Source organism: Amycolatopsis mongoliensis (assembly GCF_030285665.1).
In the GTDB taxonomy this organism is placed as follows: domain Bacteria; phylum Actinomycetota; class Actinomycetes; order Mycobacteriales; family Pseudonocardiaceae; genus Amycolatopsis; species Amycolatopsis mongoliensis.
The window spans coordinates 205,280-227,790 of sequence record NZ_CP127295.1; the positions used below are offsets into that span (position 1 = coordinate 205,280).

The following is a 22,511-nucleotide window of genomic DNA, read 5'->3' on the forward strand; positions in this document are numbered from 1 at the left end:
CGCCTATAGCGCGTCCGTGCCGCGCTCGCCGGTCCGTACCCGGATCACCGTCTCGACCGGGGTCACCCACAGCTTGCCGTCACCGATCTTGCCGGTGTGCGCGGCCGTGGTGATGGCCTCGAGGACCTTCTCCACGTTGGTGTCGTCGGTCACGACCTCGATCTTCAGCTTGGCCACGAAGTCGACCGAGTACTCGGCGCCGCGGTAGACCTCGGTGTGGCCCTTCTGCCGGCCGTAGCCCTGGACCTCGCTGACCGTCATGCCCAGCACGCCCAGCTGCTCCAGCGCGGAGCGGACGTCGTCCAGCGTGAACGGCTTCACAATCGCCGTGATGAGCTTCATGCCTTGCTCTCCTCGAGTTTCGCGGTGCCGGTGGCGGACTTGACCGGGATCGTCGTCGGCTGGCCGATGCCGCCACTGGACCCGGTGAAGTCATACGCGCTCTCCGCGTGCTGGGCCTCGTCGATGCCGCTGATCTCGTCCTCGGTGCTGACGCGGAAGCCGCCGGCCTTCTTGATCACGAAGCCGATGATGAAGGACAGGACGAAGGAGTACGCGAGCACCGCACCGGCGGCCGCGGCCTGACGCCCCAGCTGGGTGAACCCACCGCCGTAGAACAGGCCGTCGGCGCCGAGCGCGTTGACGCTCGTGGTGCCGAAGAAGCCGATGAGCAGCGTGCCGACGATGCCGCCGACCAGGTGGACGCCCACGACGTCGAGCGAGTCGTCGAAGCCGAACTTGAACTTGAGCGAGATGGCGAGCGCGCAGAGGACACCGGCGATCAGGCCGATCGCGATGGCCCCGATCGGGCTCACGAAACCACAGGCCGGGGTGACGGCGACCAGGCCCGCGACCGCGCCGGAAGCCGCGCCGAGGGTGGTCGGCTTGCCGAACTTGAGCTGCTCGACCAGCAGCCAGCCGAGGACGGCGGCCGCGGTCGCGACGGTGGTGTTGGTGAACGCGACGGCGGCGAGGTCGTTGGCGGCCAGCGCCGAACCCGCGTTGAAGCCGTACCAGCCGAACCACAGCAGGCTGGCGCCCAGCAGGACGAACGGCACGTTGTGCGGACGGCCGGTGTCCTTCGGCCAGCCCTTGCGCTTGCCGAGCACGATCGCCAGGGCGAGGCCCGCGGCACCGGCGTTGATGTGGACCGCGGTACCACCGGCGAAGTCGAGCGCCTTGAGGTTGTTGGCGATCCAGCCGCCGACCGCGTTCTCGCCGACGAAGCCGTTGAACGAGAACACCCAGTGCGCGACCGGGAAGTACACGATCGTCACCCAGATGACGACGAACAGCGTCCAGCCCCAGAACTTCGCGCGGTCGGCGATCGCGCCGGAGATCAGCGCGGGCGTGATGATGGCGAACATCAGCTGGAACATGACGAACGCGAGCACCGGCAGCGCGTCCGTACCGGGCCAGGCCACGGCGGGCGCCGAATCGGTGGCGGCGACCGCGAAGCCGGCGAGCTTGCCGAAGGTGTTTTCCAAGCCGGCGAAGTGGAAGTTACCGACCAGGCCGCCGAAGGCGTCGTCGCCGAACGACATCGAGAAGCCGTACAGGGCCCAAAGCACCCCCACCACGGCCAGCGCGATGAAGTTCATCATCAGCATGTTCAGGACGCTCTTCGCGCGGACCATGCCGCCATAGAAGAACGCCAATCCTGGGGTCATGAGCATGACCAGCGCGGCGCTGGCCAGTACCCATGCGGTGTCTCCTGCGTTCAGCACATCGTCCTCCCGTGCCCTGGGTCCGTGCGATGGCAGTTTTGGCGCGCGGTGTTTCACGGGGCGGCGCGTGAGGTTTCGCCCGCGTGAACTGTCCGCGCCCGGTTGTTACGGCCAGGTTTCCCGGGACGTGTCCTGGAGTGTCCGGTTGCGTTACGTCGTGGTCGAATATCCCCATGACCTCGAGTGACCACGGGAATGACCCACTGCCACGCCAGGTCGGGGAAGCATTGCGCTGTTCGGTGTGCGGTACGCCGTTGGAGGCCGTCGATCGCACGCTGCGTTGCGAAAACGGCCACTCGTTCGATCTAGCCCGCCAGGGTTACGTGAACCTGTTGCACGCGCGAATCCCGGCCGGGACGGCGGACACGGCACCGATGGTCGCAGCCCGCGCGGACTTCCTGGAGTCGGGCGCTTACCGGCCGCTCGCGGACGAGCTGGCCCGCGTGTGCGCGGAGACCGGCGGTCTCGTGATCGACGCGGGCGCCGGGACGGGCTACTACCTCGCGCACGTGCTGGAGACGGCGCCCCAGGCGTTCGGCCTGGCGCTGGACGTCTCTGCGGTGGCCCTGCGACGCGCGGCCCGCGCCCACGCGCGCCTGGGCGCGGCGGTGTGGAACCTGTGGGAGCCGTGGCCGGTGGGCGACGAGGTGGCGTCGGTGGTGATGAACGTCTTCGCGCCGCGCAACGGGCCGGAGTTCCACCGCGTGCTGCGGCCCGGAGGCCTGCTGGCGGTCGCGTCCCCGGCCGCCGACCACCTCCAGGAGCTGGGCGACTTGGTGCTGTCGGTGGACGACCGCAAGGAGGAGCGCCTGGACGGCACCCTCGGCGAGTACTTCGCCCGCACCGGGCGGACGGAGGTCCGTCGGACGGCGCAGCTGACACCGGGGCAGGTCCGCCAGGCGGTGGAGATGGGCCCGACGGCGTTCCACCTGGACCGCGGCGATCGTCGTGCCCGCCTGGACGCGCTGACCGAGCCCCAGGCGGTGACGGTGTCGTTCACGGTCTCCACCTACCGGCGGCGGTGAACGCGTTCTGGAAGGCTGGGTGACGTGAAGCCCGACTGGACCGCGTCCGCGACGCTGCTCGCGGACGCGGAGTGGGTACGTGCCCGCATCGGCGGCGCGGCGAAGCTCTACGGCTGTGCCCGGCCGGAGGTGCTCGGCACGATCTGGTGGTACTCGCTGTCGTCGGTGCTCGTGGCTCCCGCGCTCGAAGGCCTGGTCGCCGGGGCACCGGCCGACCCGTCGCTCGACGCCATGGAGCTCGACCTCCTCGCCGACGGCCGGTTCCTCGGAGCTCGGTCCACCCGTCCCTTCTCGGGCGGGCTGCCCGAGCTGGGCGCCGCGTTCGGCGAGGCACTCGGCACCGCCATCACCACGATCGCCACCGTCACCGGCGCCCGGGCGCGTGCCCTCGGCGCCATCGCCACCGACTCGATCGGCAACCGGCTGCTGTGGACGCCCGACCCCGGGCGCGCGATGGCCCTGGCCGAGCCGCTCGTGGCCGCGATCGGCCTGGACCTGCCGAAGCCCCGCTTCCAGCAGGTCGGCCGGACGCCCGCCGTGCGGCGCGCGTCGTGCTGCCTGATCTACGAGGTCGGCAACCCGAAGTGCGTGAGCTGCCCGCGTCAGACACCGGCCGAGCGCGACGCGCGGCTCCGCGCCGCCCTGGGCTGACCCGCGTCAGTCGAGGACGGCCAGCTCCAGCCCGCGCAGCCGCTCCGGGTCGGCGATGACCTCGATGCCGGTGATCCGGTTCTCGTCCACCTGGAACGCCAGGACGACCGACAGCCGCCCCTCGCGCACCCACAGCAGCCCGGGCGAGCCGTCGACGAGCGCCAGCTCGCTGGCGCGAGCCCGTTCGGACGCCAGGACCGCGCCCTTGCGCACGTTCTCGACGCCGCGCAGCACGACCGGCGCCGGGCTCGGGCCGACGAACCGGTCCGCGTGCAGCACCACGTCCGGGTCGAGCAGCGCGAGCAGCGCTTCGAAGTCGCCAGCCCGCGACGCGGCCAGGAACGCCTCGACGACCTTGCGCCGCCGCGGCAGGCCCGCGTCCGCCGCGGTGCCGCCCTTGACCCGCCGCCGGGCGCGGCTCGCGAGCTGCCGGGCCGCCGCCGGGGTCTTGTCGATCATCGGCGCGATCTCGTCGAACGGCACGGCGAACATGTCGTGCAGCACGAACGCGACCCGCTCGGCCGGCGCCAGCGCGTCGAGCACCACCAGCAGCGCCAGCCCGACCGAGTCGGCCAGTTCGGCCTCCTGCTCGGGGTCGCGGCGGTCCTCCCCCTGCTCGGGCCGGCCGTCCAGCGGCTCCTCACGGTGATTGCGACGCGTCCGGAGCATCGACAGGCACACCCGCGCGACGACGGTCGTCAGCCACGCGCCGACGTTCTCGACCTCGCCCGTGTCGGTGCGGTCGAACCGCAGCCAGGCCTCCTGGAGAGCGTCGTCGGCCTCGCTCGCCGAACCGAGCATCCGGTAGGCGACCGCCCGCAGCCGCGCTCGCTCCTGCTCGAACCGATCGGTCAGCGTGTCCACCGTGTCCCGTTCCTTCCGCGCCGCAGTCGTAGCAGTAGACCCCGCGCCGGCGGCCGATGTGACGAGAACGCGCGACGCCGTGCGTGACCTCGGTCATCCCGGCGGTCAACCGCGCGTGGAACCGATCACCTGCCCATGTACCGCCCTCCTCGGCTCGTACCACGTCTCGCCCGCGGGCTCCCCCGCCATGTTCCAGCTCCATGAAATCCGCGGGGTGATCCGGGAGTACTGCCCGGGCCCGACCAGGCCGGTCCGTTCCACGGGCTCGTCCGCGTCGCCGTACACGCGGATCGCCCGGGCGATGAACGGCTGCAGCGACACCAGGTCGTCCACCACCAGCGCGACCTTCCGGCGGCCGGCGGCGACGTTCCGGAACTTGCGGGTCGCCGCCACCGCCGCGCCGACACCGCCGACCCAGAAGTGCTCGCCGTCGAACTCGAACGCGAGCGGGACGACGTCCGGCTGTCCACCCGCACCGAGCGTCGCCACTCGGGCCAGCGGTTGCGAACGCAGGTAGTCGATCTCTTCGGTGGTGAAGCTCATGAGCGCTCCTTCGTGATCCGGATCCACCTCCTACACGAACTCGTGAAGCCCGGATCGACAGCTCAGAGCACGCAGAACTCGTTGCCCTCCGGATCCGCCATCACGACGTGGTCAGGGCGGCCGTCCAGCTCGCTTTCGTACAGCACCGTCGCTCCCGCCGCGGTGATGCGGGCGACCGCTTCGACGACCCGCTCCCACCGCGTGTCCCACGGAACCTCGCGTCCGCCGCCCGCCTGGATGTCCAGGTGCAGCCGGTTCTTCGCGACCTTCCCCTCAGGCACCTTGAGGAAGCTCAGGCTCGGCAGGACGCCCTCCGGATCGCTCAGGTACGTGCCGTCGTCCCACTCCGCCTCGGGCACGCCTTGCTGGGCGAACCACGCTTCCCAGCTCGCGAACCCCGCCGGCGGCGGCCGCTCGATGTAGCCGAGGGCCACCGCCCAGAACCTCGCCAGCGCGCGGGGTTCCGCGCAGTCCATCGTCAGGCTCCACCGCACCGTCACGGGCGAAGCGTAGCCGCGAGAAGCGCGAATGAGCCCTTCGCGACGGCGATGCCCAGCGCCGCGACGTGGTCCTCGTTCAGCGGCGCGGCCGGGTCCGAAACCATGACGCTGGTGACCAGCGAGCGGCCGTCCGCGGTGCGCGCCAGGTAGTTCAAGGTCAGCACGCCGGGTTCGCTGCCGCCCTTGAACCAGACCTCCGGGAACTTCGCCCGGTCGAGTCCCAGGCCGCCGTCGTTCAGCGACAACGCGTGCCCGATCTCCGGCTGGTTTTCCTTCTGCAGCCCGGAGAACGCGCGGCACAGGTCGGCCGGCGAACCGAACCACTCGATGTCGTCGATCTTCTCGGGCGCCTGCCAGCCCTGGAGACCGGTAAGCGGAAGGCGTTCCAGCCCCGCGACCGCCGCGGAACGCGCCCAGCGTGGCAGCGCCAAGTAGGCATCCGCCCGAGCCGGGTACTGCGTGGCCTTGAGCTCGAACATCGCCTTCGTGGTCAGGAACGGGACGTTCGCCGACGGCCGCTGGTTGCCGAACGCGACGACCTGCCGCTGCACGGCGTCCCGGCCGAGCCGGTGGATCAAGTGGTCGGTCGCGGTGTTGTCGCTGATCGAGATCATCTTGTCGGCATACGCGGACAGCGGGAGCCGCGTGCCGGCCGGCTCGTTCTGCAGCACCCCGGACGGCAGGCTCTTCCAGTCGTCGCGGATCGCCAGCTGTTCACTCCAGGACGCCTTGTGCTCGGCGACCGCCTTGCCGAGCGCGCCCAGGACGTAGAGCTTGAAGGCCGAGCCCAACGGCCGCTGCACGTCGTCGTGCACACCGTGCACGGCCTGGCAACGCCCGTCCGGGAGGATCTCCGACGCGCCGAACGACACGCGGGCGCCGAGCGTCGCGAGCTGCGTGTCGACCTCCGGCCAGGACACCGGGACCGGGTCGTCCGGGCTCGCCCTGAGCCCGTCGATCAGCCCGGCCTGGTCCACGTGCAGGTCGAGCAGGTAGTCGTCGACGGGCCCGTGGACCGCGGCCGCCACGTGGTCCGGTGCCTCGGCGACGATCTGTTTCAGCTCGATGGGACCGAGCTTCGCGAGCGCGCCGTTGATGCCCGCCGTACCGCCCGCGGCGGTGAGCAGGACCTGGGCGATGTGCTCGCGCACCTCGGCATCGGACACCGGGACGCGGCCGGTCGCGTCGACCACCCACTCGAGCTGCTGCGTCGCCGTGGGCACTTCGGCGGCCTGGGCGGCCGGAGCCACCAACGGCACCAGGACCGCGACCACGCCCGCTATCGCTGTCTTCATCTATCCCCCTGTGTTTCCATCGTTCCCCCTTGGTCACCGGCTACTGTTCGGGCGGCCGGATCCACAGCCCGGCCACTCGGCCGTCTTCGCGGTAGGTCACCTGCACGGTCCGCTCGCCGGCCTCGAAGGCCAGCGGCATGTGGACGACCGTGTAGTCGCCTGTGGACCGCGCATACGGTTCCCCCATCCCCTCGTAACTTCCGACCGATCCGGCCACCTGGGCCCAGGCGAGCCGCAGCTCGTCCTCGCCGACCGCCGCCTGCATCCGGTCGTCGAAGTCGCGCCGCACCTCGTGCCACTGGCAGCCGACGAGCTCCGCCACGAGCCCCTCCGCACGGTGGATCGCGTCCGGCGGCTTCAGCTCCGTCATGGACGCTCCCGTCGCCGGATCGACCGGCCGGCCGAACCGCTGGAAGGCGGCCTGCCGGCTGGTGCCCAGCAGATCGCCGATCTCCTGCCACGTGTGCCCGGCCACCCTGGCCGCGTCCACGGCGTCCCGCAGTGTCCCTTCGGCGTCACGGACTTTCCGCAACGCCTCACCGACCGCGGCCAAAGGCCCTCCCGGCACAACGTCAAGAGTGGATTGACGCGGCTGGGTTGTCAAGTCATTCTTTACGTGCACTCGCTGCCGGCGGGCAGCGCTCCGGCAAGTGGCGTCGCAGTACTGGCGATTTCGACCAGCTCCGCGCCGAGGTGGCAGCGGCTTGCCACAGGAAGCACATTTCATGCTTTCGAGTGTAGCGCACGGAATTTCAAAGCGTGCTACGCTCGGCAGCACGAAATGGTCGCGCCCAGCACCTGAGAGGCGTGGCCATCGGAAGGGGAGGACGGTTACGGTGAGAACCGATGAGTGAACGCACCTGGGGCTTCCGCACCCGAGCGCTGCACGCGGGCGGGACCCCCGATCCGGCGACCGGCGCGCGGGCCGTGCCGATCTACCAGACCACGAGCTTCGTCTTCGAGGACGCCGCCGACGCGGCGAACCTCTTCGCGCTGCAGAAGTACGGCAACATCTACAGCCGCATCGGCAACCCGACCGTGGCCGCGTTCGAGGAACGGATCGCCAGCCTCGAAGGCGCCATCGGCGGCGTCGCCACCGCGAGCGGGCAGGCCGCGGAGTTCCTCACCTTCAGCGCGCTCACCGAGGCGGGTGACCACATCGTGTCGGCGAGCGGCCTCTACGGCGGCACGGTCACCCAGCTCACGGGCACGCTCCGGCGGTTCGGCGTGGGGACGACGTTCGTCAGCGGCGGGATCGACGACTACGCGGCCGCGATCACCGACCGGACCCGGCTGCTCTACACCGAGGTGATCGGCAACCCCGGTGGCGGCATCGCCGACCTCGCGGCACTGGCGGATCTCGCGCACTCCCACGACATCCCGCTGGTGGTGGACACGACGCTGGCGACGCCGTACCTGTGCCGGCCGATCGAGCACGGCGCCGACATCGTGCTGCACTCGGCGACGAAGTTCCTCGGCGGCCACGGGACGACGCTCGGCGGGATCGTCGTCGAGTCGGGGAAGTTCGACTGGGGCAACGGGAAGTTCCCCCGGATGACCGAGACCGTCGAGAGCTATGGCGGCCTGCGGTACTGGGAGAACTTCGGCGAGTACGCGTTCTGCACCCGGCTGCGTGCCGAACAGCTGCGGGACATCGGCGCGGTCCTGTCGCCCCACTCGGCTTTCCTGCTGCTGCAAGGGGTCGAGACGCTCCCGCAGCGGATGGACGCGCACGTGGCCAACGCCCGGGCGGTCGCCGAGTACCTCGAAGCGGACCCACGGGTGGCTTGGGTGTCGTACGCCGGGCTGCCCTCCCACCCGCACCACGCCCTGGCGAAGAAGTACCTGCCGGCCGGGCCGGGCGCGGTGTTCTCGTTCGGCATCGACGGCGGCCGGGCGGCGGGCGAGAAGTTCGTCGAATCGGTGGAGCTGCTGTCGCACCTGGCGAACGTCGGGGACGCGCGGACGCTCGTGATCCACCCGGCGTCGACCACGCACGCGCAGCTGTCGGAAGACCAGCTTGCGGCCGCGGGTGTCGGGCCCGACCTGGTCCGGCTGTCGATCGGCCTGGAAGACGTCGACGACATCCTCTGGGACCTCGACCAGGCCCTGGGCAAGGCGGTGGCCGGATGACCCATGCGGTGGGCGCCGTCGAGCGGCGGGCGATCCTCAACCGGACGAAGTCGGTGACGCTGGTGGGCGCGTCCGCCAACCCGGCGCGGCCCAGCTACTTCGTCGCGACGTACCTGCTCTCGTCGACGCGTTACGAGGTCACCTTCGTCAACCCGCGGCTGGACACGCTGTTCGGGAAACCGGTGTACGCCTCGCTCAAGGACGTACCGGGAGAACCGGACCTGGTCAGCGTGTTCCGCAAGCACGACGACCTGCCTCAGGTGGCGGAAGAGGTGATCGACGCCGGCGCGCGGACGCTGTGGCTACAGCTCGGCCTGTGGCACGAGCCGGTCGCCGACCGGGCGCGGGAGGCCGGGCTGGACGTCGTGATGAACCGGTGCGTGAAGATCGAACACGCGCGCTTCGCGGGCGGGCTCCACCTGGCCGGGTTCAACACCGGCGTGATCAGTTCCCGGAGGCAGTCGGCACCCTAGGGAAGAGAACGCCCGTTCCCGCTGTTGGCCGGGGTATGACCGAGAACCTGGGGATCACCTTGTCCGGCGGCCCGACCGCCCTCCTGGAACTGGGCGGCGTCCGGCTGCTCACCGACCCGACCTTCGACGCGCCCGGCGACCACGCCGTCGGTGAGCGCGTGCTGGTCAAGACCGAGGACTCGGTGCTGACCGAGGGCACGGTCGGCGTGGTGGACGCCGTGCTGCTGTCCCACGACCAGCACCCCGACAACCTGGACGACCGCGGTCGTGCGTACCTCGGGACGGTCCCGCTGACCCTGGTCACGCCCAGCGGGGCCGAGCGACTGGGCGGGACCGCGCGGGGGCTGAAGCCGTGGGAGGAGACGCGGGTCGGACCGCTGACGGTGACCGCGGTCCCGGCACTGCACGGGCCGGAGGGCGCCGAGCCGACGACCGGCGAGGTCACCGGGTTCGTGCTGAGCGGCGATGGCCTGCCGACGGTGTACGTCAGCGGGGACAACGCGTCGGTCGAGCTGGTGCGAGAGATCGCGTCGCGGTTCCGCGTCGACATCGCGGTGCTGTTCGCCGGCGCCGCCCGGACGGCGCTCTTCGACGGCGCTCCCCTGACACTGACCAGCGCGAACGCCGTGGAAGCGGCGAAGGTGCTCGGCGCGGCGAAGGTGGTGCCGCTGCACTTCCGCGGCTGGCAGCACTTCAGCGAAGGGCCGGACGCGCTGCGGAAGGAGTTCGAGGGGGCCGGCCTCACCGACCGTCTCGTGCTGCTCGAACCCGGGGAGCGCGCGGAGGTCTGACGCCCCCGGCAGCGCGGCGGCCCGCTGCCTGCCCGCGCACCGGACGACCGCCATCGCCCCGCAAGGGCCGGCGTCGGTCCACACCCGAGCTCAGGCGGTCGGCCACAGCCGACCTGAGCCCGGATGGCTCCCACCGGGGCGCGCGGCGGCCGGAGATGCCTGCTCCTGGGCCCGCGGCAGTTCGGCTCGCGCCCGTGAGAGGCTGGTGGCATGGCCAAACCCACCCCGCTGCAGTTCCGGAACATCCTCGTCGCCGTGCTGGCGGCGGCGGCCTTCGTCTGGAGCGTCGTGGCCGGGCTGCAGTGGTGGGTGAGTGCGATCATCGGCTGCGCTTGCGTGCTGTCGCTGGCCTCCGCCTACCTCAACCGCCCGGACGCGGGCTGATCGCGAGCCGTCGGCGACGGCCGACGGCTCGCGAAGCGAACGTCACCGCGTCTTGGCGAAGCGGGCCTTCACGTTGGTCCGGCCCGCTTCGGTGAGCCGGCCGAACAGGCGCAGCCTGGCCAGCCCGCCGTCCGGGTAGATGTCCAGGCGCGCCTCCGTCACCTCCGGGCCGTCCTTCACCGCGAAACGGTGGCGGGTGTCCGGCTGCAGGCGGGTCTTCGGCAGCAGGTCGACCCACTCGCCGTAGGTGCCGCGGCCGCTGATCGAGGCCCAGCCCGGGGCGTTGCCCTTGAGGTTGCTCGTGTCCAGCTCGGCGAACCGGACGATGCCCGCGCCGGCGAGGCGGAGGGTCACCCAGTCGTTGCCGTCGTCGCGGCGGCGGGCCGTCTCCCAGCCCTCGGCCTGGTGGGCTGCCAGGCCCGGGGAGAGCAGGTTGTTCGGCGACGAATAGAACTTGTTGCTGCACCCGGTGACCAGGGCGCCGTTCTCCAGCGCCGCCAGGTCGAGCGCGTCCAGGTCGAGCAGGTCCGGGTCCGGGATCGGCGTGCCGTGCACTCGCAGGCGCGCGACGCCGCCGTCCGGGTGCTGCGTCAGCCGCACGTGCGTGTAGCGGCGCGAACCGTTGACCGCGTAGAAGTTCTCCGTGTGGCCGGCCGCCGGCGCGCGGTCGACCAGGACGTCCCAGTCCGCCGACGCCAGCTCCGTGGCGCTCGGGTAGCCCGGCACCGAAGCCGCCTCGACCGACACGAACGGCGGGTAATTGCCCTTGAAGAACGCCGTGTCGACGATGACGCCGGTGACCGTGCCGGCCAGGCCGAGGCGCAAGATCGCCTGGTCGTCGCCCGGTTCGCGGTGGCGGCGGGTCTCCCAGCCGTCGTAGACCTGGCCCTTCGGGCCGAACGTCTCGGCGCGGTGCGCCGGCGTCCACGGGTTGACCAGGTTCTCCTTCTCGGCGAACAGCTCGTCGGTCGCCCACATCACCGTCCCGCCGAAGCGGCGTGACGCGAGGTCGGGCAGTTCTGTCCACTCAGGACGGACAGGGTGGTCGGACAAGGCAGCCTCCATTTCAGCAGTCCCCCCGGGTCAGCAACGTGCCGCGGGGCTCGTCGCCGGTGATTTCGGTGCCCCGCAACCACGTCGAGCGCACGACGCCGGCGAGCGGGCGCCGGTCGTACGCGCTGACCGGGTTGCGGTGCTTCAGCTTCGCGACGTCGACCACGAACGCCTCCTCCGGCGCGAACACGCAGAAGTCGGCGTCGTAGCCCACCGCGAGATGCCCCTTGCGGCGCATCCCGGCCTGCGCGGCCGGGCGCTCGGCCATCCAGCGGACGACGTCGGTGAGCGCGAACCCGCGTTGCCGCGCCTGCGTCCAGATCGCCGGCAGCCCCAGCTGCAAGCTGGAGATCCCGCCCCAGGCAAGCCCGAAATCGCCGCTGTCGAAGCGTTTCAGCTCCGGCGTGCACGGCGAATGGTCGCTGACGACGGTGTCGATCACGCCGTCGGCGAGCCCCTGCCAGAGCAGCTCGCGGTTGGCCGCCTCCCGGATCGGCGGGCAGCACTTGAACTGCGTCGCACCGTCGCGGATCTCCTCGGCGACGAAGCTGAGGTAGTGCGGGCAGGTCTCGGCCGTCAGCGCCACGCCGTCGCGGCGTGCCGACGCGATCAGCGGCAGGGCGTCCGAAGAGGACAGGTGCAGGATGTGCGCCCGCGCGGAGTTCCGCCGAGCCGCCTCGATCACGTGCGTGATCGCGAGGTTTTCCGCCTGCCGCGGCCGCGAGTGCAGAAAGTCGACATAGCGACCGCCATGCGGTTCCGGCGCCGAGTCGATCTCGTGCGCGTCTTCGGCGTGGACGATCATCAGCGCGTCGAAGGAACTCAGCTCCCGCAACGCTTCGTCGAGCCCGGCCGGGTCGAGCGGCGGGAACTCGTCGACGCCCGAGTGCAGCAGGAAGCACTTGAAGCCGAACACCCCGGAGTCGTGCAGGCCGCGCAGATCCCCGACGTTGCCGGGAATCGCGCCGCCCCAGAACCCGACGTCGACGTGCACGCGGCCGGTCGCCGCCGCGCGCTTGACCTCCAGGGCCGCGACGTCGACCGTCGGGGGCAGGCTGTTGAGCGGCATGTCCACGATCGTGGTCACCCCACCGGCCGCGGCCGCGCGGGTCGCCGTCTCGAAGCCCTCCCACTCGGCGCGGCCGGGATCGTTGACGTGGACGTGCGTGTCGACGAGTCCCGGCAGCAGCACGACGTCGTCGCCGAGGTCGAGCACGCGGTCGCCGGACAGCGAAGCGCCACCGGGTTCGACCGCGACGATCCGGCCGCCGTCGACACCGACGGTCGCCGGAACCTCGCCCTCGGCCGTCACGGCCCGGGCCGCGCGCACCACAAGATCCATCCGAAAACCCTTCTCCGGGAGGATTGAACCACCGCCGATTTCACAGTACGGAAAGGCGGTTTCGCACAACGACAGTAACCACGGCGCGCGCCGCTCGTCAACGACAGACCCGGCGCGTTACGGTCATCCTCGTGCGGCTTGAAGCGGAGTTCACCAGCGAACCGTTCCACGGCGAGGGTTCGCCGCCCGAGCACGCCCTCGCCGCACGGGACGCCGCCGCGGAAGCCGGGCTGGAGACCGACTTCGGCCCGCTCGGGACGCTCGCGCGAGGCGAGGCGAAGGCGCTGCTCGACGCCATCCCGGCCATCGCGAAGGCGGCGCTCGAGGGCGGCGCGACGCAGGTGACGCTGCAGGTGCGCCAGGTCGGCGCGAGCCAGGCCGTCGAACCGGCCGGCACGAGAACGCCGGAAAACCCGAGCGAACCGCACGACACGAGGAAAGCGTCCGAAACCGTCGTCGAACTGACCGACGCGCTCGCCCGGCTCATCGCCGATGTCGAGCGGGAACTCGGCGCGAAACTCGGCGAGCTCGACCGTCCCGGGAAGCAGCGCGCCGTCCGGCTGCTGCGGGAACGCGGGGCCTTCGGCCTGCGGAAATCCGTCTCGTCGGTGGCCGACGCGCTGGGGGTCACGCGGTTCACCGTCTACAACTACCTCAACCGAGAAGCCGACTGACCAGGGCTTTCAACAAAATGTTGACGGAACTCCGGCGCCGACGTACGGTCAGCGAGACGCCACTCACGAGGAGTTCCCCGTGCCGCTCACCCTCACCGACTTCAACGCCGCCGACGCCGACGACGTCCGTCCGGCGCTGACCGCCTGTCTCGCCGTCCCCCGCTGGGTGGACACGATTCTCGGCAACCGGCCCTACGCCAGCTGGGACGCGCTGACCGCCGCCGCCGAGCTGCCGTTGAGCAGCGACGAAATCCGGCAGGCCATGGCCGCCCACCCCCGGATCGGCGAGAAGCCGAAACAGGCGGGCACCGAAGGCGAGTGGTCACGATCGGAACAGTCCGGTGTGGACAATGCCGACGCGTTCGCCGCGGCGAACGCCGAGTACGAAGCCAAGTTCGGGCACGTCTACCTGGTGTGTGCCAGCGGCCGCAGCGGGGAAGAGCTGCTGAAGATCCTCGAAAGCCGGCTGGACAACGATCCCGCGACCGAACTCGCCGTCGCCGGGCGGGAACTGCTGAAGATCGCCGAACTCCGACTCGCGAAAGCGGTGACCGCGTGAGCCTCGTGACCACCCACGTCCTCGACACGGCGACCGGCCGCCCCGCGAAGGGGATCGCCGTCCGGTTCGAGACCGCCGAGGGGAAGCCGATCGCCGACGGGCGCACCGACGACGACGGCCGGATCCGCGACCTCGGCCCGGAAACCCTGGACCCGGGCGCCTACCGGCTGGTCTTCGACACCGGCGCCTACCTGGGCCCGGACGCCTTCTTCCCGGAGGTGGCGCTCACCTTCCGGATCTCCGACGGCGCCGCGCACCACCACGTGCCGCTCCTGCTCAGCCCGTTCGCCTATTCGACCTACCGAGGGAGCTGAACCGTGGCCATCACCCTGGGCCCCAACCAGTACGGCAAGGCGGAGGTCCGCCTGGTGACGGTGCGCCGCGACGGCCCCGTGCACCACCTGAAGGACCTCACCGTGTCGACGTCGCTGCGCGGTGAGCTCGCCGCGACGCACCTCACCGGCGACAACGCGGGCGTGCTCGCGACCGACACGCAGAAGAACACCGTGTACGCCTTCGCGAAGGAGGCGCCGGTCGGCGAGATCGAGGACTTCGCCCTGCGCCTGGCGCGGCACTTCACCGGCACGCAGGGGAACATCACCGGCGCGCGGATCAAGATCGACGAGCACGGCTGGGACCGGATCGCCGTCGGCGGCGAGCCGCACGACCACGCGTTCAGCCGCTCCGGCGACGAACGGCGCACCACGGCCGTGACGGTCCGGGACGGCCGCGCGTGGGTCGTGTCCGGCATCGACGGCCTGACGCTGCTCAAGTCGACGGGTTCGGAGTTCCACGGCTTCCCGCGCGACCAGTACACGACGCTCGCCGAGACCGACGACCGGATCCTCGCGACGGCGGTCACAGCGAAGTGGCGCTACCAGGGCGAGGGCATCGACTGGGCCGAGAGCCACCGCGAGATCCGGCGGCTGATGCTCGAGACGTTCGCGACGAAGCACAGCCTTTCGCTGCAGCAGACGCTGTACGCGATGGGGTCGGCGGTGCTCGAGGCGCGGCCGGAGGTCGCCGAGGTGCGGCTGTCGCTGCCGAACAAGCACCACTTCCTGGTGGACCTGAGCCCGTTCGGGCTGAAGAACGCCAACGAGGTGTTCTACGCGGCGGACCGGCCGTACGGGCTGATCGAGGGCACGATCCTGCGCGACGACGCCGAGGACCCGGGCCCCGCCTGGGACATCCACTGAGCCACCACGCCCGGATTGATAGAACGCTCTACCGATCCGGGCGTATCGTGGCGTCGTGGCAGGGACCAAGGAACGCATCATGGCCGCCGGCGCGGAACTGTTCCGGCGCAACGGCTACAGCGGCACCGGGCTGAAGCAGATCGTCACCGAGGCGAACGCTCCCTTCGGGTCGCTCTACCACTTCTTCCCCGGCGGCAAGGAGCAGCTCGGCCAGGAGGTCATCCGCACCTCCGGGCTCGCCTACATCCAGCTCTTCGACCTCTTCATCGCGCCCGCACCCGACCTCGTCAGCGGGATCGAGGCCTTCTTCGCCGCCGGGATCGCGACGCTCGAAGCCACCGACTACGTCGAAGGCTGCCCGATCGCGACCGTCGCGCTCGAGGTCGCCAGCACCAACGAGCCGCTGCGGGAAGCCACCGCGGACGTCTTCACCGCGTGGATCGAAGCCGGGACCGAGAAGTTCGCGAAGTTCGGGCTCAGCCGGGAGGCCGCCCGGACGCTCACCATCTCCGTCGTCAACAGCCTCGAAGGCGCGTTCGTCCTCTGCCGCGCGCTCCGGGACACCGAGGCCATGGCCGTCGCGGGCGCGACCAGCGTGGACATCGCCAGGCGGCTCCAGGACGAGCAACTTTAGTCGGGAATCCAACAAGAATACTCAACATGGCGCTTGACCGCGCAGCATCGGACATCGAAGCTACGCAGTGGTCTAGTCCTCCTGCCTTCAACACCGTCGTTCGGTTGGAGCCGCCATGCGCCGATTCCTCGCTGTCCTCGCCACCGCCGTCGCCGCCGCCGGGCTGGTGAACCCGTCCGCGGAAGCCCTCGAAAACGGGCTCGCCCGAACACCCCCGATGGGGTGGAACACCTGGAACACCTTCGAGTGCGACATCAACGAAACCCTGGTCAAGCAGACCACCGACCTCATGGTCAGCTCCGGGATGCGCGACCGCGGCTACACCTACGTCAACCTCGACGACTGCTGGATGACGCACAGCCGCGACGCCGCCGGCAACCTCGTCGCCGACCCCGCGAAGTTCCCCAGCGGCCTCAAGGCCCTCGGTGACTACATCCACGCGCACGGGATGAAGTTCGGCATCTACGAGAGCGCCGGCACCGAAACCTGCCAGCACTACCCCGGCAGCCTCGGCCACGAGCAGACCGACGCGAACAGCTTCGCGAGCTGGGGGGTCGACTACCTCAAGTACGACAACTGCGGCAGCCCCGCCGGCGAAACCCAGCAGGACTACGTCCGCCGCTACTCCGCCATGCGCGACGCGCTGAAGGCCACCGGCCGCCCGATCGCCTACAGCATCTGCGAGTGGGGCAACTTCTCCCCCTCGACCTGGGCCCCCGACGTCGGCAACCTGTGGCGCACCACCGGGGACATCACCAACAACTGGGGCAGCATCGACTCGATCTACCACCAGAACGTCGGACTCGCGTCCGCCGCGAAGCCCGGTGCCTGGAACGACCCCGACATGCTCGAGGTCGGCGACGGCATGGACTTCCAGGAGGACCGCGCCCACTTCACGCTCTGGGCCGCGATGGCCGCGCCCCTGATCGCGGGCGCCGACCTGCGCTCCGCCAGCGTCGCCACCTTCTCGACCTACCTCAACGGCGACGTCATCGCCGTCGACCAGGACCCGCTCGGCAAGCAGGCCACGCGGATCTCGTCGAGCGGCGGCCTGGATGTCTTGGCGAAGCCGCTCCAGGGCGGGGACGTCGCCGTCGTGCTGTTCAACGAGAACGGCACCACGAAGACCGTCTCGACGACGGCCGCCGCGGCCGGGCTGCCCGCCGCGTCGAACTACCGGCTGACCAACCTCTGGTCCAAGGAGCTGACCACGAGCACCGGCACGATCAGCGCGAACGTCCCGTCGCACAGCACGGTCGTCTACCGCGTCAAGGCCAACGCGAGCGGCAGCAGCATCGACACCGCCCACCCGCTGCCGGGTGCGTCGTCGTCACGCTGCATCGACATCAACGGCAACGTCACCACGCCCGGCACCAAGGTCGACATCTGGGACTGCGACGGCGGCCCGAACCAGTCCTGGACGTTCACCAGCGCCGGCGAACTCAAAGCCGCCAACGGCCTCTGCCTCGACGCCAACGAGGGCGGCACCACCGCAGGCACCCAGCTCATCGCCTGGACCTGTCACGGCGGCGCGAACCAGAAGTTCAAGCTCAACCCGGACGGCTCGATCACCGGCACGCAGACCGGCCTGTGCGTCGACGTCACCGGCGGCGACAAGCCCGCCGGCAACGTCAACGGCGTCCAGCTCGAGCTCTGGGGCTGCAACGACGACGCCAACCAGAACTGGCAGCTCAGGTAGCTCAGGTGTCCGTGAGGTGCTCCGGCCGCACCGGGACGCGCGTGAGCGCGAGCCCGGTCGCGGCCCGGATCGCGGCCACGATCGCCGGGGTCGACGAGATCGTCGGGGGCTCGCCGACCCCGCGCAGGCCGTACGGCGCGTGCGGGTCCGGGCGTTCCAGGACGTCGATGCTCATCGGCGGCATGTCCAGGACCGTCGGGATCAGGTAGTCGGTGAAGGAGGGGTTCCGGATCTTCCCGCCGGAGGTCTGGATCTCCTCCATCACCGCCAGCCCGAGGCCCTGCGCCGAACCACCCTGGATCTGGCCCAGCACGGCCTGGGGGTTCAGCGCCTTGCCGACGTCCTGGGCGCAGTCCAGTGCGACCACCTTGACCAATCCCAGCTCGGTGTCGACGTCGACGACTGCCCGGTGCGCGGCGAACGCGTACTGCACGTGGGCGGTGCCCTGGCCGGTTTCCGGATCCAGTGCGGAAGTGGGCCGGTGCCGCCACTCCACGGTTTCGTCGTAGACGTCGTCACCGAGGACGTCCACCAGGTCGGCGAGCACCTGGCCGTCGGCCGCGACGAGCTTGCCGCCCTCGACGCGCACCTTCCGGTCGAACCGGGAAAGCAGCCGCGCCCGCACCGCCACGCAGGCGGCTTGCACGGCGCCGCCGGTGACGTAGGTCTGGCGCGACGCCGACGTCGAGCCGCCGTTGCCGATCGAGGTGTCCATCGGCAGGATCGTCACCTGCTCGACGCCCAGCTCGGTCCGCACGATCTGCTGCATGATCGTCACCAGGCCCTGGCCGACCTCGCAGGCCGCGGTGTGCACCGTGGCCGCCGGCTCGCCGCCGACCAGCTGCAGGCGCACCCTCGCCGTCGAGTAGTCGTCGAAGCCTTCGGAGAAGCAGACGTTCTTGATGCCCACGGCGTACCCGACCCCGCGGACGACGCCTTCGCCGTGCGTCGTGTTCGAGACGCCGCCCGGCATGTGCCGCAGGTCGAACGGCCGCTCCGGCGGCATCGGCTTGTCCCGGACCAGCCCCAGCAGCTCCGCGACGGGCGCGGCGGAGTCGACGACCTGCCCGGTCGGCATCAGGTCGCCCTCGGTCATCGCGTTGCGGACGCGGATCTCGACCGGGTCCAAGCCGCAGGCGGCAGCGAGCTTGTCCATCTGCGACTCGTAGCCGAACGCCGCCTGCACCGCGCCGAAGCCGCGCATCGCGCCGCACGGCGGGTTGTTCGTGTAGGTGCCCCAGCAGTCGACCGACACACTGTCCACTGTGTACGGCCCGACGCCGAGCGTCGCGGCGTTCGCCACCACGGCACCCGTCGAGGACGCGTACGCTCCGCCGTCGAGGTACAAGCGCGTGCGCACGTACACGAGCCGGCCGTCGCGAGTGGCGCCGTGCTCGTAGTACATCTTCGCCGGGTGCCGGTGGACGTGGCCGTAGAAGGACTCTTCGCGGTTGTAGACCATCTTCACCGGCTTGCCGGTGTGCAGCGCGAGGAGGCACGCGTGCACCTGCATCGACAGGTCCTCGCGCCCGCCGAACGCTCCCCCGACGCCGCCGAGGGTCAGCCGCACCTTCTCGGCCGGCAGGCCCAGCGCGGCGACGATCTGCTGCTGGTCGACGTGCAGCCACTGAGTCGCGACGTACAGGTCGACGCCGCCTTCGGTGTCCGGCACGGCGAGCCCCGACTCCGGCCCGAGGAACGCCTGGTCCTGCATGCCGACCTCGTAAACGTCCGAGACGACGACGTCGGCCGAGACGTCCTGAGGACCGCGGCGGATCTTCACGTGCCGGACGACGTTGCCACCGTCGTGCAGCGAAGCACCTTCGCCCGCGACGGCTGCTTCGGAGTCCGTCACCGGAGAAAGCTCTTCGTAGGTGACGGTGATCCGCTTCATCGCGCGGCGCGCGGTCTCCGGGTGGTCGGCGGCGACCAGCGCCACCGGCTCGCCTTGGTACCGCACGACTTCGGAGGCGAGCACCGGCTGGTCGGAGTGCTCCAGGCCGTAGCGGTTGACGCCGGGGACGTCCTCGTGCGTCAGCACCGCATAGACGCCGGGCACTTTCAAGGCTTCGGTGATGTCGATCGCCGTGATCCGCGCGTACGGGTGCGGGCTGCGCAGGGTCACGCCCCACACCATGTCCTCGTGCCACAGGTCCGAGGAGTACGCGAACTCGCCGCGGACCTTCACGATGCCGTCCGGGCGCTGCGGCGACGTGCCGACGCCGCCGCCCGTCCGGGTGCCGACGGTGGTGGTCATCGGGCCTCCCTCAGCCGGGCGCTCGCCGCGGACAGCTCGCCGGCGATCTCGGACTCGTCCGCCTCGCGCAGCGTGCCGTCCTCGACGACGGCCTTGCCGCCGACGAACAGCCGGCGCACCGGCGGCGTCGTGCCCAGCACCAGCGCCGCGACCGGGTCGGTGATGCCGGCGTAGTTCAGGCCGGACAGGTCCCAGACGGCGAGGTCGGCGAGCTTTCCGGGCTCGATCGACCCCAGGTCGTCCGCGCGGCCGAGGCAGCGCGCGCCCCCCATCGTGCCCATCCACAACGCTTCCCGCGTGGTCAGCCCGCGCGGGCCGCCGCGCTGGCGGGCCTGCAGCAACGCCTGGTGCAGCTCTTCGCCGAGGCCGCCGGACTCGTTGGACGCGGCCCCGTCGGCGCCGAGCCCGACCGGGACACCCGCGTCGAGCAGGTCGCGGACCGGGGCGATGCCCGCGCCGATCCGGCCGTTGGACGTCGGGCAGTGCGCCGAACCGGTGCCGGTCGCGCCGAAGCGGCGGATGGCGTCGGGCGCGAGGTGGATGGTGTGCGCGAGCCAGACGTCGTCGGCGAGCCAGCCGAGCTTGTCGGCGTACTCGGCGGGCGTGCAGCCCACCTCGGCGAGGCACTGCTGCTCCTCGTCGAGGGTCTCGGCGAGGTGGGTGTGCAGGCGGACGCCCGTGCGGCGGGCCAGCTCGGCCGCGCCGGACATCAGGCGTTCGGTGACCGAGAACGGCGAGCACGGGCCGACGGCGATCTGCAGGTGCGCCCCGGCCGAGTCGTCGTGGAAGCGGCCGATCGCGGCTTCGGTGCCGGTCAGCGCCTCCTCGGTCGACTCGACGAGGTTGTCCGGCGGCAGGCCGCCGTCGGACTCGCCGCGGTCCATCGACCCGCGCACGACGTGCAGCCGGACGCCGATCCGCTGGCGGGCCGCGGCCAGCGCCGCGACCTGGTCGCCGCCGTCGCGCGGGAAGACGTAGTGGTGGTCGGCGACGGTCGTGCAGCCGGTCAGCGCCAGCCGGGCCATCCCGGCCGTGCCCGCGGCGTGCGTGATCTCCGCGTCGAGCCGGCCCCAGACCGGGTAGAGCGCGACCAGCCACTCGAAGAGCGTGTGGTCGGCGGCCATCCCGCGGGTGGCCCACTGGTAGAGGTGGTGGTGGGTGTTGATCAGGCCGGGCGTGACCAGGCAGCCCGACGCGTCGACGCGCTCGTCGAACTCGCCCGTGTAGACGCCTTCGCCGACCTCGGCGATGCGGTCGTTCTCGACGACGACGTGCCCGCTGGCGTACTCCTCGCCGCTGACGGTGGCGATCGCCCCGCCGGTGATGAGCGTCCTCACGCGACACCACCCTTCGCGACCGCGCGCACCGCGTCGAGGATCTTCTCGTAGCCGGTGCAGCGGCACAGGTTCCCGGCGAGTGCTTCGCGGATCTCCTCGTCGCTCGGATCGGGTACGCGGTTCAGCAGGTCGTGCGCGGCGACGACCAGGCCCGGCGTGCAGAAGCCGCACTGCACCGCGCCCGCGTCCACAAAGGACTGCTGGAGCGGGTCGAGCGTGTCGCCGTCGGCCAGGCCCTCGACCGTGCGCACTGTCCGGCCCTCGGCCTGCCCGGCCGCGACCAGGCAGGCGCACACCGGGACGTCGTCGAGGTAGACCGTGCAGGAGCCGCATTCCCCCTGCTCACAGGCGTTCTTCGAACCGGGGAGGCCGAGGCGCTCCCGCAGTACGTAGAGCAGGCTCTCGCCCTCCCAGACGTCGTCGGCCTGCCGCTGCTCGCCGTTGATCGTGACATTCAGGCGCATGCCCGCTCCCCCGTCCGGTGTTCGTCCCAGGCCCACGTCAACGTACGCCGTGCGAGCACCGACAGCGCGTGCTTGCGGTACGCGGCGCTGCCGCGGACGTCGTCGATCGGCGACGTCGCTTCGGCCACCAGCTCGCCGAAGCGGCGCTTCAGGGAGTCCGGCACCGCGTCCGGCGAGCCCCACGGCAGTTCGGCGGCCAGGAACTCTTCGGCGGCGCGAGCGCGGCGCGGGGTCGGCGCGGCGGACCCGATCGCGGCGCCCGCCCGGCCGTCGCGCAGGGCCAGTGCGAAGGAGCAGACCGCGATGACCATCGCGTTGCGCGTGCCGACCTTGGCGAACTGCTGCGGCCCGGCGTGCGCGGGCAGGTGGACGGCGGTGATCAGCTCGTCCGGGTCGAGCGCGTGCCGTTTCACGCCGACGTAGAACTCCTCCGCGCGGAGGATCCGGGTCCCCCGGACGGAGGCCACCTCGATCCGCGCGTCCAGGGCGAGCAGCACCGGGTGCGTGTCGCCGGCCGGGGACGCGGCGCCGAGGTTGCCGCCGACCGTGCCGCGGTTGCGGATCTGGGGCGACCCGACCGTGCGCGAGGCCATGGCCAGCGCCGGGACGGATTCACCCAGATCGGCGATGACGCGGGTGTAGGGGACGCCGGCGCCGAGCCGGACGGTGCCGTCCGATGTGGACCACTCCGTCAGCTCGGGGACCGTGGTCAGGTCGAGCAGGGCTTCGGGACGCCGGTGGTCGAAGTTCAGCTCGACCATGACGTCGGTGCCGCCGGCGATCGGCACGGCGCCGGGCCGTTCGGCCTTGAGGGCCAGGGCCTCGGCGAGCGTCGCGGGACGCAGGAACTCCACTCTCGCTCCTTCGTGACGGCGCCCTTCGTGAGGGCGATAGACCAGTAGACGCC

General features: G+C 71.1%; 25 protein-coding genes. 12 read left to right on the plus strand and 13 right to left on the minus strand.

Translation table 11 applies throughout. The features are described 5' to 3' along the window. Positions 1–3: 3 nt before the first annotated feature. Together QRX60_RS00975 and QRX60_RS00980 are read right to left on the minus strand one after the other, a co-directional pair. Complete coding sequence (locus QRX60_RS00975) at positions 4–342, minus strand: P-II family nitrogen regulator (RefSeq protein WP_086855863.1); 339 nt, start codon at positions 340–342, stop codon at positions 4–6. After that, positions 339–1,727: an ammonium transporter gene (locus QRX60_RS00980; protein WP_285998896.1), complete on the minus strand. Its 1,389-nt coding sequence runs from the start codon at positions 1,725–1,727 to the stop codon at positions 339–341. Before QRX60_RS00980 ends, QRX60_RS00975 begins: the two co-directional genes overlap by 4 nt. A gap of 173 nt (positions 1,728–1,900) precedes the next feature. Between QRX60_RS00980 and QRX60_RS00985 the strand changes: the two genes are divergently transcribed. Both QRX60_RS00985 and QRX60_RS00990 read left to right on the plus strand, forming a co-directional pair. Beyond that, positions 1,901–2,752: a putative RNA methyltransferase gene (locus QRX60_RS00985; protein ID WP_332845820.1), complete on the plus strand. Its 852-nt coding sequence runs from the start codon at positions 1,901–1,903 to the stop codon at positions 2,750–2,752. A gap of 24 nt (positions 2,753–2,776) precedes the next feature. Beyond that, a complete protein-coding gene (locus QRX60_RS00990; RefSeq protein WP_285998898.1) occupies positions 2,777–3,403 on the plus strand; it encodes a (2Fe-2S)-binding protein in 627 nt (208 codons plus the stop codon). 6 nt (positions 3,404–3,409) lie between these two features. Here QRX60_RS00990 and QRX60_RS00995 read toward each other — a convergent pair whose 3' ends face one another. The 5 genes from QRX60_RS00995 to QRX60_RS01015 form a co-directional block, all read right to left on the minus strand. Beyond that, a complete protein-coding gene (locus QRX60_RS00995) occupies positions 3,410–4,267 on the minus strand; it encodes a sigma-70 family RNA polymerase sigma factor (protein ID WP_285998899.1) in 858 nt (285 codons plus the stop codon). A 105-nt stretch (positions 4,268–4,372) separates the two neighbouring features. Beyond that, the gene (locus tag QRX60_RS01000) at positions 4,373–4,810 is read right to left on the minus strand and encodes a PPOX class F420-dependent oxidoreductase (protein ID WP_285998900.1); all 438 of its coding nucleotides are present in this window, start codon (positions 4,808–4,810) and stop codon (positions 4,373–4,375) included. Between the two features lie 62 nt (positions 4,811–4,872). Continuing rightward, a complete protein-coding gene (locus QRX60_RS01005; RefSeq protein WP_286003466.1) occupies positions 4,873–5,286 on the minus strand; it encodes a VOC family protein in 414 nt (137 codons plus the stop codon). A 20-nt stretch (positions 5,287–5,306) separates the two neighbouring features. Beyond that, a complete protein-coding gene (locus tag QRX60_RS01010) occupies positions 5,307–6,605 on the minus strand; it encodes a serine hydrolase (RefSeq protein ID WP_285998901.1) in 1,299 nt (432 codons plus the stop codon). Between the two features lie 40 nt (positions 6,606–6,645). Further along, positions 6,646–7,095, minus strand: a complete 450-nt coding sequence (locus QRX60_RS01015; RefSeq protein ID WP_285998902.1) for a DUF3887 domain-containing protein — start codon at positions 7,093–7,095, stop codon at positions 6,646–6,648. Between the two features lie 356 nt (positions 7,096–7,451). Here QRX60_RS01015 and QRX60_RS01020 point away from each other — a divergent pair, with 356 nt between their 5' ends. The 4 genes from QRX60_RS01020 to QRX60_RS01035 all read left to right on the plus strand — a co-directional run bounded on the left by QRX60_RS01020 (position 7,452) and on the right by QRX60_RS01035 (position 10,386). Then, positions 7,452–8,738, plus strand: coding sequence for an O-acetylhomoserine aminocarboxypropyltransferase/cysteine synthase family protein (locus tag QRX60_RS01020; RefSeq protein WP_285998903.1), 1,287 nt, complete (start codon positions 7,452–7,454; stop codon positions 8,736–8,738). Next, entirely contained in the window at positions 8,735–9,211 is a 477-nt protein-coding gene (locus QRX60_RS01025) for a CoA-binding protein (RefSeq protein ID WP_285998904.1), read from the plus strand. The genes QRX60_RS01020 and QRX60_RS01025 overlap by 4 nt, the downstream gene beginning before the upstream one ends. 35 nt (positions 9,212–9,246) lie before the next feature. After that, positions 9,247–10,002: an MBL fold metallo-hydrolase gene (locus tag QRX60_RS01030; RefSeq protein ID WP_285998905.1), complete on the plus strand. Its 756-nt coding sequence runs from the start codon at positions 9,247–9,249 to the stop codon at positions 10,000–10,002. Positions 10,003–10,212: 210 nt separating this feature from the next. Further along, on the plus strand, positions 10,213–10,386 hold the full coding sequence (locus QRX60_RS01035; protein ID WP_285998906.1) for a hypothetical protein: 174 nt from the start codon (positions 10,213–10,215) through the stop codon (positions 10,384–10,386). A 42-nt stretch (positions 10,387–10,428) separates the two neighbouring features. Here QRX60_RS01035 and alc read toward each other — a convergent pair whose 3' ends face one another. Beyond that, a complete protein-coding gene (gene alc, locus QRX60_RS01040) occupies positions 10,429–11,451 on the minus strand; it encodes an allantoicase (RefSeq protein ID WP_285998907.1) in 1,023 nt (340 codons plus the stop codon). A gap of 1 nt (position 11,452) precedes the next feature. Beyond that, a complete protein-coding gene (gene allB / locus QRX60_RS01045) occupies positions 11,453–12,781 on the minus strand; it encodes an allantoinase AllB (protein ID WP_285998908.1) in 1,329 nt (442 codons plus the stop codon). A 131-nt stretch (positions 12,782–12,912) separates the two neighbouring features. Between allB and QRX60_RS01050 the strand changes: the two genes are divergently transcribed. The 6 genes from QRX60_RS01050 (at position 12,913) to QRX60_RS01075 (ending at position 17,546) form a co-directional block, all read left to right on the plus strand. Continuing rightward, a complete protein-coding gene (locus tag QRX60_RS01050; RefSeq protein ID WP_285998909.1) occupies positions 12,913–13,455 on the plus strand; it encodes a helix-turn-helix domain-containing protein in 543 nt (180 codons plus the stop codon). Between the two features lie 79 nt (positions 13,456–13,534). After that, a complete protein-coding gene (gene uraD / locus QRX60_RS01055; RefSeq protein ID WP_285998910.1) occupies positions 13,535–14,014 on the plus strand; it encodes a 2-oxo-4-hydroxy-4-carboxy-5-ureidoimidazoline decarboxylase in 480 nt (159 codons plus the stop codon). Continuing rightward, positions 14,011–14,328 carry a hydroxyisourate hydrolase gene (gene uraH, locus QRX60_RS01060; RefSeq protein WP_284743569.1) on the plus strand — a complete coding sequence of 106 codons (318 nt, stop codon included), beginning with the start codon at positions 14,011–14,013 and terminating at the stop codon, positions 14,326–14,328. The genes uraD and uraH overlap by 4 nt, the downstream gene beginning before the upstream one ends. 3 nt (positions 14,329–14,331) lie before the next feature. Beyond that, positions 14,332–15,213, plus strand: a complete 882-nt coding sequence (gene pucL, locus QRX60_RS01065; protein WP_285998911.1) for a factor-independent urate hydroxylase — start codon at positions 14,332–14,334, stop codon at positions 15,211–15,213. A gap of 55 nt (positions 15,214–15,268) precedes the next feature. Next, positions 15,269–15,847, plus strand: coding sequence for a TetR/AcrR family transcriptional regulator (locus QRX60_RS01070; RefSeq protein WP_456298882.1), 579 nt, complete (start codon positions 15,269–15,271; stop codon positions 15,845–15,847). 115 nt (positions 15,848–15,962) lie between these two features. Then, positions 15,963–17,546, plus strand: coding sequence for a glycoside hydrolase family 27 protein (locus QRX60_RS01075; RefSeq protein WP_285998912.1), 1,584 nt, complete (start codon positions 15,963–15,965; stop codon positions 17,544–17,546). A gap of 1 nt (position 17,547) precedes the next feature. On the opposite strand, the gene pucD is transcribed toward QRX60_RS01075, so the two are convergent. The 4 genes from pucD to QRX60_RS01095 are packed head-to-tail and all read right to left on the minus strand — an operon-like array spanning position 17,548 to position 22,458. Continuing rightward, positions 17,548–19,803 (minus strand): xanthine dehydrogenase subunit D, encoded by a 2,256-nt coding sequence (gene pucD / locus QRX60_RS01080; protein WP_285998913.1) that lies wholly within the window; start codon positions 19,801–19,803, stop codon positions 17,548–17,550. Beyond that, complete coding sequence (locus tag QRX60_RS01085) at positions 19,800–21,140, minus strand: 8-oxoguanine deaminase (RefSeq protein WP_285998914.1); 1,341 nt, start codon at positions 21,138–21,140, stop codon at positions 19,800–19,802. Before QRX60_RS01085 ends, pucD begins: the two co-directional genes overlap by 4 nt. Continuing rightward, positions 21,137–21,604, minus strand: coding sequence for a (2Fe-2S)-binding protein (locus QRX60_RS01090; protein WP_285998915.1), 468 nt, complete (start codon positions 21,602–21,604; stop codon positions 21,137–21,139). Before QRX60_RS01090 ends, QRX60_RS01085 begins: the two co-directional genes overlap by 4 nt. Then, the gene (locus QRX60_RS01095) at positions 21,595–22,458 is read right to left on the minus strand and encodes an FAD binding domain-containing protein (protein ID WP_285998916.1); all 864 of its coding nucleotides are present in this window, start codon (positions 22,456–22,458) and stop codon (positions 21,595–21,597) included. Before QRX60_RS01095 ends, QRX60_RS01090 begins: the two co-directional genes overlap by 10 nt. Between the last annotated feature and the right edge of the window lie 53 nt (positions 22,459–22,511).

Coding starts and splice junctions, on each gene's coding strand:
- QRX60_RS01035 (WP_285998906.1), top strand. CDS start 10,213: ATGGCCAAACCCACCCCGCTGCAGTTCCGGAACATCCTCGTCGCCGTG.
- QRX60_RS01075 (WP_285998912.1), top strand. CDS start 15,963: ATGCGCCGATTCCTCGCTGTCCTCGCCACCGCCGTCGCCGCCGCCGGG.
- QRX60_RS01005 (WP_286003466.1), bottom strand. CDS start 5,286: ATGGACTGCGCGGAACCCCGCGCGCTGGCGAGGTTCTGGGCGGTGGCC.
- QRX60_RS01090 (WP_285998915.1), bottom strand. CDS start 21,604: ATGCGCCTGAATGTCACGATCAACGGCGAGCAGCGGCAGGCCGACGAC.
- pucD (WP_285998913.1), bottom strand. CDS start 19,803: ATGACCACCACCGTCGGCACCCGGACGGGCGGCGGCGTCGGCACGTCG.
- alc (WP_285998907.1), bottom strand. CDS start 11,451: ATGGAGGCTGCCTTGTCCGACCACCCTGTCCGTCCTGAGTGGACAGAA.
- QRX60_RS01025 (WP_285998904.1), top strand. CDS start 8,735: ATGACCCATGCGGTGGGCGCCGTCGAGCGGCGGGCGATCCTCAACCGG.
- allB (WP_285998908.1), bottom strand. CDS start 12,781: ATGGATCTTGTGGTGCGCGCGGCCCGGGCCGTGACGGCCGAGGGCGAG.
- QRX60_RS00975 (WP_086855863.1), bottom strand. CDS start 342: ATGAAGCTCATCACGGCGATTGTGAAGCCGTTCACGCTGGACGACGTC.
- QRX60_RS01000 (WP_285998900.1), bottom strand. CDS start 4,810: ATGAGCTTCACCACCGAAGAGATCGACTACCTGCGTTCGCAACCGCTG.
- QRX60_RS01020 (WP_285998903.1), top strand. CDS start 7,452: ATGAGTGAACGCACCTGGGGCTTCCGCACCCGAGCGCTGCACGCGGGC.
- QRX60_RS01030 (WP_285998905.1), top strand. CDS start 9,247: ATGACCGAGAACCTGGGGATCACCTTGTCCGGCGGCCCGACCGCCCTC.
- QRX60_RS01010 (WP_285998901.1), bottom strand. CDS start 6,605: ATGAAGACAGCGATAGCGGGCGTGGTCGCGGTCCTGGTGCCGTTGGTG.
- QRX60_RS00985 (WP_332845820.1), top strand. CDS start 1,901: ATGACCTCGAGTGACCACGGGAATGACCCACTGCCACGCCAGGTCGGG.